Below are 11,798 nucleotides of genomic sequence, written 5' to 3'. Positions count from 1 at the left end.
GCCTCCTTTACACCGCATACTGTCCGGCCAGTAGCAGCTTACACCTGCCGGACTTTATTCCTGAGAACACATATACCCCCTCAGTTTCAGTATGGGCTATGGATATATCGATGTTTTACTATGGAGGTTCACTCTCGTTCAACTCCCCGTTACTCACCTGACGGATGACCTCCGCCTTTTCTTTATCGCTCAATACGAGTACCTTTCGGTGAAACGCACCATAAAGTGGTTTGTGAAGTCTGGCTGACAGCCTACACGATGGACCTACCATCATCTTTTCAACAGCATGCGTAGGACTTATTCCTCCGCTTCAAGGCACACATATGATTATCCGCAATGATGCCAGTAGATCAAAAATGGCCTCGACTTCGCTCGGCCTCCGGATTCGGGGTTAATGATGGGAGGGGAGGAAAGTCGAGGTGAACATTTATAAAATTTGGTTACTGGTAAGAAAGCGGATATACGTAGTTACAAATTATGATACTTCGAGGAATTAGGATTTAAAAAAGTTTGGTCTGTGAATTAACATCAAGCTAACCCATTCCTAACATCTAATTTTTTTGAAAAAATCTGTGAAAATCTGTGTTTTTTTCTGCGAAAATCTGCGGGAAACTAAACTAGCTTAAATCTCAAAAAATCGATTTAAGCCCCAAATGATCTACAAATGGCTGGAGGTCCTTATCCAAATGAAGTAAAATCAACTCTTTCTCAATGCAGTATGTAGCAATATAGGAGTCGATGGTTTTACGAATTGTGATGCCTTTTTTTCGCAAAAACCGATAATTCTGAGCGGATTTCAGAGCTATTTCTTGACCTCCAACTATTGCAAAAGGAAACTCATCAAGGAAACTCTTAACTTCATTGAAAACATAGTCTTCACGATACCCTTGAAGAATTTCAGTATAGATTAAATCAGTCATCAGAATATTTTCCACTCAAATAAACCGACTAAGAAACTCTGCTTCTTTCGTGTTTTTACCATTTAAGTAAGAAATCCAAACTGAGCTGTCAACCAAAATCACGATTTTCTCTCATTTCGTCAAGATCTCCTTCCCATTGATATTTCCCTCTAATCTGCTTAATTTTTTCCTGCTTCTTAAGGGAAACCATGTTCGCAAGAGCCTTTTCAACCACACCTTTTTTCGTCGTGATTCCCGTTAGCTTCATTGCTTCACGAATCAACTCTTCGTCGATGTCAATATTTGTTCTCATGTGTAGGTTTTTATAAAAATACACATTTTGATTACTGAGGGTTCTCTGATTCAAAAGTTTGAAAGCTGATTTCTTTAAAACGCATGTTTAAACATACCTTCTGGCAAAGCCTACAATTTTCAAATTTTTCAATCTTTCAAAACTCAATTCCGTACCTTTGACTTAACCAAATCATCCCCCATCATGAACGAGCGCTATATGCAGCGCGGAGTTTCCGCATCCAAAGAAGACGTTTACAACGCCATTTCCAAGCTTGACAAAGGCCTTTTTCCGCAGGCTTTTTGTAAAATCGTGGAAGACACGCTCGGCAATGATCCGGAGTACTGCAATATCATGCATGCGGACGGTGCCGGTACCAAGTCGTCTTTGGCTTACCTCTATTGGAAAGAGACCGGTGACCTTAGCGTTTGGAAGGGAATAGCGCAGGATGCCATCATCATGAATACGGATGACCTGCTTTGTGTAGGTGCAATCAATAATATTTTGGTTTCCTCCACCATCGGAAGAAACAAAAACCTGATCCCGGGAGAAGTAATCGCTGCCATTATTCAAGGCACGGAAGAAGTCCTGCAAATGCTCCGAGATAACGGTGTAAATGTCGTACTCACCGGAGGAGAAACTGCCGATGTGGGAGATCTGGTACGGACAATTATCGTTGACAGTACGGTTACCTGCCGCATGCGCAGAGAGGATGTCATTTCCAATGACAAAATCCAGGCAGGAGATGTGATCGTTGGGCTTTCATCCTTTGGCCAAGCCAACTATGAGACTGGGTACAATGGTGGAATGGGCTCAAATGGCCTGACTTCAGCCCGTCACGACATTTTCAATAAACTTCTGAAAACCAAATACCCTGAAAGCTTTGATCCGGCTGTTCCTGATGATCTGGTTTACTCCGGAAAATATAACCTGACCGATCCCGCTCCGGGTGCCCCGGTCAACATGGGCAAGCTCGTCCTTTCCCCAACCCGAACCTACGCTCCGATCATGGTGGATGTCCTCAACTATATGCGTCCGCATGTTCATGGGCTGGTGCATTGCAGCGGAGGGGCACAGACCAAAGTACTGCATTTTGTGGACAAAGTTCACGTCATCAAAGATAACCTGTTTGAAACCCCACCATTGTTCCGGGTTATTCAGGAAGAAAGCGGAACAGACTGGAAAGAGATGTATAAGGTCTTCAACATGGGTCATCGGATGGAGGTTTACCTCGATGAGCGCTTCGCCGAGGAAATCATCGACATCGCGGAATCATACGGAGTAGAGGCCAAAATTATCGGCCGAGTCGAGCCTCACGGTACCAAAAAAGTCACAATTCAGAGTCAGTACGGGACGTTTGAGTATTGACCCCCTGACCCCCTGAAGGGGGAAAAACAAGTAACTGGTAATCGATGGGAATCTTCGACATTCGTTATTCAACATTCGATGTTCGAAATTGAAAAAAGTCGCGAATTTATACTTGCGATGAAAATTGTCGACACCTCGTAAATCAAAAATCGCAAATCCTTTGTCTCGCTTTTTAAAAATTCTCTCTTGGTCTTTTGGGGTTCTCCTCCTGATTATCCTTGCCACCATTACCAGGGTAGATCGCTCACCGATTGAAGAACAGGAATTTTACCACGAAACTTTCGATCGTCTTGAAAAAACACCCTGGCAAGGTTCTGAAGGCGGCTTTTGGTTGGCAGGCTGGGGAAAAGCCAATGTAACACCGGATAAACCTGTTGACTTGGTGGGCTATGCCCCGCGTGGCCCCTATGAATTTGTACAGGACAGCAGCTTTGTCAAAGCCATCACGCTGAGCAATGGCAAAACCCAAATCGCCTGGCTAAATTTTGAACTTTTGATTGTCCACCCTGCTTTGGCAAAAGCTGTTGAAGAGGGAGTAGCAAACTCCGGCTTAGCACCTGATCAGTTGATTTTCACCGCGACCCATACCCATTCAGGTATGAGCGGCTATATGCCCGGGGCGATTGGCAAACTGGCTTTCGGAGGTTATGACCAAGAGATCGTGGACCATTTGGTAAACAAAAGTATCGAAGCACTCCGCTTTGCGGTTTCCACTCAGGACACTGTTTCACTCAGCTATCGCAAAGTCGATGCAGGGAAATATGTGGCAAATCGTTTCATCAAAGATGCGCCTTATGATCCATTTGTACGTCAGTTGATTTTCAGCAAAAGAACCGGCGAAAAGGCAGCCTTTTTCACCTATTCAGCTCATGCTACCTGTTTGAGCTCAAAGTTTATGGGCTTATCGGGTGATTATCCCAAATACTTGACCCGTGCTTTGGAAGCACGAGAATATGAGTTTGCCATGTTTGCAGCAGGGACTGTCGGAAGCCACAGACCGCTTTCTCCGGGAAATACTCCAGAAAAAGTTCAGGCCTATGCAGCAAGTTTGGATTCCGCCATTTGGCTTCGAATGACTCAGTTTGCCACCTTGAAGACACCCCGGATTCTTCACTCACGATTAGATATCGGCCTCCGCGAACCGCATTTGCGGATAACTGACAATCTTCGTATCAGACCTTGGCTATTCAATTATTTGCTTGGAGAGACCAATCCGCACCTTGATTTCACCCAGATCGGCAACTTATTATTGATTACATCAAGTGGAGAAATCTCCGGGGTTTTTTATGAAGAATGGGAAAAGCTCGCCAAAGAAAAGGGGCTCAACCTGATCGTTACTACTTTCAACGGTGGCTATATCGGCTACATTACGCCCGACGAACTCTATGATGAACACTACCATGAAGTCCGGGAGACCAACTGGTATGGCCCGGGAAATGGTCACTACTTTGATCAATTGATTCGGAAAACCATTTCAAAATCAGGACGCTAAACAGCTTGCCAAACTTGGGACCGGATCCATCCTTTTCGCCAGCATTTTTCATGATTCAATTCAAATCCCGCATTTTTAAACAGACTGTTTAAACTGGGGAGATCCTTTCTTCGATGTGAAGTAATAAGCCGGAAAAAGCCGATCATTCCTTTCTGAATCAATTTTTGCTGAATACCTACCGGATCAAAAAAGTCAGAAACCACGATTTTGCCATCCTCCAAAAGAGCCACTTTTATTTCCGAGAGCAGTATTGTAATCTCATTATCAGGCAAGGTATCGAGAACAAAGGGCTAGTAAGCCCGGTCAAATTTTCCTGTACTTGGCCAAGACCCGGTTTGAATTTTTAATCCCGAAGCTTTAAGATTTCTTTTTGCCAATTGGGTTATCCGTGGTGACAATTCCCAATACTCACCCTCCACATTTCCCTCAAAATCCCGATAGGCCTCACCATCCCCACCGCCGATGATTAACAACTTTTTACCTTCAACTCCTTCCAAAAAGGCTTGATTTGCGTAGATTAAGTCCCCTCCGAAAACCAGTCTTGAAATTATCTGATAAAAGGGAGCAAGGAAACCATAGGCATCTGACATGAGTAAAAGGTAGAAGCGAGTAGGAAGACAAAAGTATCAAGACGCAAGAAAATCAATGAACACTCTTCAAGAATTGACCTATACTAAACACTGATAATTGCGTTTGAAAATTGATCATTTAATTGTGATTATCTTTAACTTGAAAAAAATGATTCTGATATGGACTTGAAAATCACTATAGAAACTAGCCAATCTGATTTAATTGATAAAATCCTTGAATTGGTCAAAGGGGAAGCCGCGAAAGTCAAGGTAGAGAAAAGCAAAACCATTAAGCAAATAGAAGTTGGAGACTTACTCGATTCGCTTGCAAAGAGCCATCCTGTCAATTCGATTAAAGATCCCAAAGAATGGCAACGCGAGATTAGAGAAGATAGAGCCCTTCCTTTTTAATTATATGTTTTTACTGGATAGGAATATCATCATTCATGCACTGTCTCCTAGTCATGATCAGATTCGAGATTTTTTAAGAGCGAAAAATTTGGTCACTTCTATAATTAGCAAAATAGAAGTTTTGGGCTATTCAAAATTGACTGATCATGAACGTGAGGGTTTTCAAATTTTCTTTGGATCGATTCCTTCAATCCAATTGACTGAAAGCATTGTTGAATCAGCGATAAAACTTAGACAAGTAAGAAAAATGACTTTAGGAGACTCGATAATTGCAGCCACAGCCTTAGTAAATAAATTAGAGTTGGTGACTGCAAACACAAAGGACTTTGACTGGATTTCAGATTTAAAGGTTGTCAATTTTCAATAACCTATGATCATTTTTCAAGGTAAAACCAAGGGTTCGGATCCTGCTGTGTCTTGACACTTGTTTCTAGGCTCTTGTTTCCAAAATCCAACTTCTTGTGTCTAATATCTTCTCATCCCCAAAACAACCCACTCGATGAAAAACATCCTAAAAAAAATCTCTGGAATCCGTCAATTACTCAGCAGCGTGGACTTGGACCAAATCTCCAAACTCTCGCAAAAAGTGGACCTGCCCAAAATGGTCGGCCTCGTCTCACAAATGAGTGAATCTGACCTACAAAAAATGATGGGGATGCTCAAAGGTGGTGGAAAACCCAAAGAAATCCCTGCCATTAACGGAGATTTTTATGAGTTGGGGAAAACCTTGAAACCTGAGGAACGGGAAATCCAGCTTAAGGTCCGGGAGTTTATGGAACGTGAGATTAAACCGATCGCCAATGACTACTGGAATCGCGCTGAATTCCCCATGCACATCATCCCAAAAATGGCCGAACTCAACATCGCAGGGCTCACCTATCAGGGTTATGGCTGCCCGGGACATTCCGCGCTTTTGGAAGGGTTTATCGCTATGGAAATGGCGCGCATCGACACCTCGATCTCCACTTTCTTCGGAGTTCAAAGTGGCCTGGCCATGGGTTCAATCTACCTCTGCGGCTCGGAGCAACAAAAGCAAGAGTGGCTTCCCAAAATGCAGAAACTCGAGAAAATCGGTGCCTTTGGCCTCACCGAACCTGAGGTGGGTTCGGGTGTGGCAGGAGGACTGACCACCACCTGCAAGCGGGAAGGGGAGGTTTGGATTTTGAATGGCCAGAAAAAATGGATCGGAAACGCCACATTCTCAGACATCACCATCATCTGGGCGAGAGACTTGGATGACAATCAGGTCAAAGGATTTATTGTCCGAAAGGAAAATCCCGGGTTCTCGGCGGAAAAGATGGAAGACAAAATGGCGCTCCGTACCGTCCAAAATGCACTCATCACCCTGACCAACTGTGCAGTCCCGGAAACAGATCGGCTACAGGAGGCCAACTCATTCCGGGATACCGCAAAAGTCCTTCGCATGACCCGTGCCGGTGTAGCCTGGCAGGCGGTGGGATGTGCACGAGGTGCGTATGAGTTGGCTTTGGCCTATACCAACGAGCGGATTCAATTTGGCCGACCGATCGCATCATTTCAATTGGTACAGGATCTATTGGTGACTATGTTGGGGGATCTCACAGCTATGCAGACGATGGTTTTCCGGCTTTCGGAGATGCAGGATCAAGGCGAATTATTGGATGAGCATGCTTCTCTTGCTAAGGTCTTCTGTACGCTAAGAATGCGCTCGATTGTAGATCACGCCCGGGAGCTTTTTGGAGGAAACGGGATTTTACTCGAGCATAACATCGCACGCTTTGTGGCAGATGCCGAGGCGGTCTATTCCTATGAAGGCACCAAAGAGATCAACTCCCTGATCGTCGGAAGGGCAATCACCGGACACAGTGCTTTTGTGTAAAAACAGAAAGATTTTACCACAGAGAACTCAGAGTATTTAGTTTTTCTAGAAGAAATCTCCATTTGAACCTCAACCCTGAACACCAAGGGATACTTCATTCAAGAACACAAAGAAAAGCTAAAGCTTTTTTGGATAGAACCTTAGAGATTCCGCGGTGCAAATCAAAGAAAAAGAAGCAATCCCGGCAGTATAAAACTTGCTTCCATTCGCATTCTTTTTTGCTCCAATGATAGTCCTGCCTGGAAAAAAGTCAGGTAATGCACCAAGCTCATCAGCAACAAAATACATGCAAAAGGTCTATAAAAGGAGGACAGTAGGACAAATCCCGCCATGGAAATAAAGATCAAAGCAAAAGCCAACTTTCGGATCCATTGGATAAGTAAAATTGGTGGAAGTGACCATGCTGCCGAAAAAAAGCCGGCATTTTGATCTTCATCTTTATCAATGAAAGAAAGCATCAGCAAATTCAAAAAAGCAAGGCACATGTAAATAAGGATAAAAATCAGATCCTGCCAAACCAAGTCTATTCCATCAGCCCGAAGGATAGGAAGCCAAGCAATCCCCACCACATAAAACACCGCAATGGAAAATTCCTTCATCCAGCCCGGTCCGGCTTTGCGAATCAAAAATTTACTCCCCAAAATCATCACTGCCAAGGCTAGCGTGAGTTGAAGTTCTTTACCCCAACCAAACCACCAAAATGCGCCAGTCAAGCCAAGCGAAACAGAAATGGCCAGAATTAAACTCAGCAGTCTCCAATGGGCAAGATGATAAACCCGTCGGGGCGACGAGGGCAAATCCGTACTGTGGACATCCTGCAGGTGATCAAGCGTGTAAATACTCCAAACGGCCAATGCCAACAGCACATATGCGGGCCATTGAAGGTTAGAATGCAGTAATTCCTCAAAGAATACCATCCCCGCCATCGCACCGATTACAACATCAATGGAAAGCCAGGAAATGTATTGATAGGGAGATTTTTGAAGGGCCATGGGATAAAAATAGGAGTCAACAGTCGACAGACCACAGTCCATGGTTATTTTCTATTCAAATTTTCTATTTTTGGGGAAAAAACCCACATCACCAACCTGCTGTCGTCCGTTGACAGTGGACTGTTGACAAAAATCAACTCCTATGAAATCCCTATCCCTCCTATTGATCGCACTTTTTGCCTCCTTGGCCACTTTCGCCCAAAGCCCTATCAGAATTGCTTTCCTTGGCAACTCCATCACCCAAGGTCCCGGCAGAGACAACCCCGGTAGCTATCCACTACAAGTGGGAGCTTTGCTCGGCGACTCCTATGAGGTCAAAAACTTTGGTGTAAGTGGGCGCACGCTTCTTAAGAAAGGCGATTTCCCTATTTGGAACGAGCCTCAGTTTCAGGAGGCCAAAGACTTCACTCCTGACGTCCTCGTGATCAAACTGGGAACCAACGATTCCAAGCCTCAAAATTGGGCGCATAAAGCAGATTTTGTAAATGATTACCTAGACCTGATCGCTGAATTTCGAACGCACATGCCTGCCGATGGGAAAGTCTATATCGTGATTCCTGTGCCTGTGACCCGCGAAAACTTTGGAATCAATCCCGAGGTCATGAACAATGAACAGCGGCTGATGCTGTACGAAATCATCCAAAAATCCGGGGCAGAAGCCATCGATCTCTACACTCCCTTGATGAATAAAACAGAATTGCTTCCCGACGGTGTCCATCCCAACAAAGAAGGCTTGACGATCATGGCGAATGTGATTGCAAGGAGGATCCGTTTGTAAAACCGATTGGAAGATTGGAAAATTGAAAAATTGCTTCTTCTTCGTCCCTCGATCCCGATGATTATGAGGAGCAATTTCCGGGTAATGTCATGGGTTTTGCAATTTATGGCCGCTGTGAATGCCTGTCTGCCGACAGGCAGCCCTCCTCTCACCACTTATTTTCCAGTGATATTTTGGGAAAAACAAAAACGAAAAAAGCCTCAAACACATTGTAGATGCACCTGAGGTTTTTTTGCTTTCTAAAGATTCAAAAATCAATACCTAAGAATCGCTGCCACTCCCGACTCGGATGGCATTTGATCCGGATTCAACACAGTGACCTGACCACCCATTCGGAGCGCCAACTCGCTCATGTCATCCAGCAAATCATCTACTCTCGGGTTGTTAATATCTTTGTTCTGAACATTGCCTGTGACCAAATTGGTAATTCGGCTGGCAATAATCCGGTCTGCCTCGATAAGTAAGGTATCAACTCTACCTTCCACCAAAGCCACTGCTACCTCTTTGATGTCTTCGCTTCCCAAGCCATTGGCTTTGGACTGATTGTAACGGCTGACAAGTTCCTCCTGTTTTTTGAGAAATTCCGGCTCCATGATTTCCCAGGCCATAGCTGCCATTTTATCTATCGAAACAGCCGTCGGGTTAATTTTTATTCCGTCTTCCAGCAACAAGGGATTTTTGTTGACTTGGTGAAATAGGTGATGATATTCCGGTAAAGCCGCAAGCAAAAGCGGGATGCCGGTAGGCTTGGAATAATGCTCCGCTACGGACTCTGCCACAGCTCTGAAATAGCGCTCTGAGTCAATATCCACTTCCTCTTTTTTACCCCCATGACCGTGGTGCATCGAAGCACCCGTGCCGCCATAAGAGGCGACCGTCGAATGCTTATCGGTCTTTTCCTCACCAAGCGCATCAGTCATCGTAGCAGGAACAAGCGCATGAAGTTCCAATTCAACCAGCGAATGACGATTGCCTTCAAACAGCTGGATATCATGCCGGTTTATTGCCAAGACATGAAACCGACCTGTGGATTGTAAATAGTACTGAATCGGTTTGGTGTGAAAAGTATCCGCCACAATTGCCATTTCTTTTGGGCTGGTGGCCAGGTCCACGGCTTTACTATATCCCGGCGAACTGAATATCGCCAATCCTTCGGAAGTATAATTCCAGAAACCATCCCCACCTGTGATTTCAAGCAGGGGCTGAAGGTGTTTTTCGATTTCATCCTTTGAATACTTCCTCAGCAGCGAAGTTTCCAATTCTTTCATCAGATTTTTGAATCGCACCGGATTCTGAAGATTTTCAGGATGGGTTCGGTGCGTAGGCATATAAAGCGACAGACAGGGCGATTCAGCTACTGCCAAAAGTTCCTGAAGTAATGCTTTATTGACGGGGGTGGTGTTTTTGTTAGTTTTCATGTGTATATAATTGTTTTTTAGTGGTCACATGGAATCTCGCATGCAGAATAATCATCCCTTTGGGTGTCGCTTTGGGTCATGCTCGGTTTCATAGTTATAAAAAGATTGATGAGTATAAAAGGTTAATCCTAAGACAAATCGGGTGAGTGCACGGAATCCACTCGGGGAAACGGGGAAGATTTGAGATTTCTTAGTTGTGCCAAATAGCAGTGAATGCTCAGAAAATGGATCTGAATTCAAAAACAAAAAGAAATCAATAACGAAGAACTGATGGCTGATTTAAAAAAGGGTGGAAATAAATCAGGAAAGCCAAGGGAGGTTAAATCCCTTTTAATCAATTCCAAAGCTGAGCAGGTAATCTCAAACGGAAATAAATCAACAGGATTTTAGGCCGTATGCCCAAGGCTGATTACAGTTTGGTTAACGGCTGGTGTGAGTCAAAGTTGTCCTAATATGCGAGCGGGATATCTGCCATTGCGCATGAGGAGTTCAAGGCCCAGCGGTCAATTCACTTTTGGTAAATTACTTTTGGTAAATTACTTTTGGTGAATTACTTTTGGTGAGTTAAAAGTAGCTACTCTTATGGCTGGTAAATACAAAACTCCAACGAACCCCTTTCCAACTTCCGGATATTATGGTCCACGATATTTTTGTGATCGGGAAAAAGAAAGCCAACAGTTGGCCCAATTCCTTCAGAATGGCCAGTCTTGTCTATTAATGGGTCACCGGAGGCTGGGGAAAACTGCCTTAATTCACCATGTAAAGGGATTACTTCCCGCTGATTGGGAATTTATTTATTTGGATATCCTTTCTACAGAAAATGAACAACAGCTGCTCAACAGCTTGGGAGCTTCACTGCTCCAACATTTTTCCGAAAAAGACAGCACGGGAAAGCGAGTTTGGGAATTTGTCAAAAGTCTGAGGCCCACTATTTCTTTCGACCAGTTGAGTGGTATTCCACAGGTAAGTTTTCAAACCAGTCAAGCGGAAAAGCCAATTATTGATTTATTGAGCTTTTTATCAAGCTGGCAGAAGCCTATCGTGATTGCAATCGATGAGTTTCAGCAAATCCACTCCTATCCGGAGAAAAACACGGATGCTTGGCTTCGTTCCGCTATTCAGCAACTCCAAAATGTCGTTTTCCTTTTTTCAGGAAGTCAACAATCGATTCTCAGTGAACTTTTCTCTGACCCTTCAAGACCGTTTTATAAAAGTGCCAGCCCACTAAAGCTCGAAAAGATAAATAAAGAAGAATACAAAAAGTTCATCGTAAACACGTTTGCAAAACATGGGAAAACTATGCCTTCCGATGTAGCAGATCAGCTTTTAGATTGGACCAAGTGCCATACCTACTATGTCCAACTGCTTTGTAATCGGCTTTACCAGATCCCTACCACATCCTATGAGATATCCGATTGGCAGACCTCGGCCCAACAGATTCTCAATGAAAATGAGACCTTCTTTCTCCACTATAGAACACTGCTAAGCCTCCACCAATGGAAACTCGCTGTAGCCATTGCCAAAACAGGACGAGTCTATGGCCCTACTTCCAAAGATTTCATTGGAAAAAACAATCTGGGAAGCTCAGCCACGGTTTTCAAATCCCTGGATGTCTTAATAGAAAAGGAAATGATATTCCGGGAATTCGATTCGGAGGGAAATACCTACTACGAGGTATATGATGTGTTTTTCGAAAGATGGATTCAGGGGACTTATTGAAA

12 protein-coding genes are annotated in these 11,798 nt (G+C 44.0%); 7 read left to right on the top strand and 5 right to left on the bottom strand.

What is annotated here, in order from left to right; translation table 11 throughout:
• Positions 1–629 precede the first annotated feature (629 nt).
• Together vapC and BLQ81_RS13695 are read right to left on the bottom strand one after the other, a co-directional pair.
• Positions 630–920, bottom strand: a complete 291-nt coding sequence (gene vapC, locus BLQ81_RS13700; protein ID WP_217636670.1) for a type II toxin-antitoxin system VapC family toxin — start codon at positions 918–920, stop codon at positions 630–632.
• Positions 921–1,008: 88 nt separating this feature from the next.
• On the bottom strand, positions 1,009–1,212 hold the full coding sequence (locus tag BLQ81_RS13695; RefSeq protein ID WP_092730949.1) for a type II toxin-antitoxin system VapB family antitoxin: 204 nt from the start codon (positions 1,210–1,212) through the stop codon (positions 1,009–1,011).
• A gap of 183 nt (positions 1,213–1,395) precedes the next feature.
• On the opposite strand from BLQ81_RS13695, the gene BLQ81_RS13690 reads away from it, so the two are divergent.
• Together BLQ81_RS13690 and BLQ81_RS13685 are read left to right on the top strand one after the other, a co-directional pair.
• Positions 1,396–2,559, top strand: coding sequence for an AIR synthase related protein (locus tag BLQ81_RS13690; RefSeq protein ID WP_092730947.1), 1,164 nt, complete (start codon positions 1,396–1,398; stop codon positions 2,557–2,559).
• A gap of 160 nt (positions 2,560–2,719) precedes the next feature.
• The gene (locus tag BLQ81_RS13685; protein WP_092730961.1) at positions 2,720–4,051 is read left to right on the top strand and encodes an alkaline ceramidase; all 1,332 of its coding nucleotides are present in this window, start codon (positions 2,720–2,722) and stop codon (positions 4,049–4,051) included.
• A gap of 290 nt (positions 4,052–4,341) precedes the next feature.
• Here the strand turns inward: BLQ81_RS13685 and BLQ81_RS13675 are convergent, their stop codons facing one another.
• Entirely contained in the window at positions 4,342–4,641 is a 300-nt protein-coding gene (locus tag BLQ81_RS13675) for a hypothetical protein (RefSeq protein ID WP_092730943.1), read from the bottom strand.
• A gap of 159 nt (positions 4,642–4,800) precedes the next feature.
• Between BLQ81_RS13675 and BLQ81_RS13670 the strand changes: the two genes are divergently transcribed.
• The 3 genes from BLQ81_RS13670 (at position 4,801) to BLQ81_RS13660 (ending at position 6,889) form a co-directional block, all read left to right on the top strand.
• Positions 4,801–5,031 (top strand): hypothetical protein, encoded by a 231-nt coding sequence (locus BLQ81_RS13670; protein WP_092730941.1) that lies wholly within the window; start codon positions 4,801–4,803, stop codon positions 5,029–5,031.
• A gap of 4 nt (positions 5,032–5,035) precedes the next feature.
• Positions 5,036–5,398 carry a type II toxin-antitoxin system VapC family toxin gene (locus BLQ81_RS13665; protein ID WP_092730939.1) on the top strand — a complete coding sequence of 121 codons (363 nt, stop codon included), beginning with the start codon at positions 5,036–5,038 and terminating at the stop codon, positions 5,396–5,398.
• A gap of 132 nt (positions 5,399–5,530) precedes the next feature.
• A complete protein-coding gene (locus BLQ81_RS13660) occupies positions 5,531–6,889 on the top strand; it encodes an acyl-CoA dehydrogenase family protein (RefSeq protein WP_092730937.1) in 1,359 nt (452 codons plus the stop codon).
• Between the two features lie 161 nt (positions 6,890–7,050).
• On the opposite strand, the gene BLQ81_RS13655 is transcribed toward BLQ81_RS13660, so the two are convergent.
• Positions 7,051–7,881 (bottom strand): UbiA prenyltransferase family protein, encoded by an 831-nt coding sequence (locus BLQ81_RS13655; RefSeq protein ID WP_139183635.1) that lies wholly within the window; start codon positions 7,879–7,881, stop codon positions 7,051–7,053.
• A 142-nt stretch (positions 7,882–8,023) separates the two neighbouring features.
• Between BLQ81_RS13655 and BLQ81_RS13650 the strand changes: the two genes are divergently transcribed.
• Positions 8,024–8,659: a GDSL-type esterase/lipase family protein gene (locus BLQ81_RS13650; protein WP_092730933.1), complete on the top strand. Its 636-nt coding sequence runs from the start codon at positions 8,024–8,026 to the stop codon at positions 8,657–8,659.
• Positions 8,660–8,913: 254 nt separating this feature from the next.
• Here the strand turns inward: BLQ81_RS13650 and BLQ81_RS13645 are convergent, their stop codons facing one another.
• The gene (locus BLQ81_RS13645; RefSeq protein WP_092730931.1) at positions 8,914–10,077 is read right to left on the bottom strand and encodes a baeRF3 domain-containing protein; all 1,164 of its coding nucleotides are present in this window, start codon (positions 10,075–10,077) and stop codon (positions 8,914–8,916) included.
• 582 nt (positions 10,078–10,659) lie between these two features.
• Between BLQ81_RS13645 and BLQ81_RS13640 the strand changes: the two genes are divergently transcribed.
• Positions 10,660–11,796: an AAA family ATPase gene (locus BLQ81_RS13640; protein WP_092730929.1), complete on the top strand. Its 1,137-nt coding sequence runs from the start codon at positions 10,660–10,662 to the stop codon at positions 11,794–11,796.
• Positions 11,797–11,798 lie beyond the last annotated feature (2 nt).

The sequence above is a fragment of the Algoriphagus alkaliphilus genome, from assembly GCF_900103735.1.
GTDB classification, from domain to species: Bacteria; Bacteroidota; Bacteroidia; order Cytophagales; family Cyclobacteriaceae; genus Algoriphagus; species Algoriphagus alkaliphilus.
Note: the sequence above shows the minus strand (reverse complement) of the source record. Positions and strands in the feature narration are given on the sequence as shown.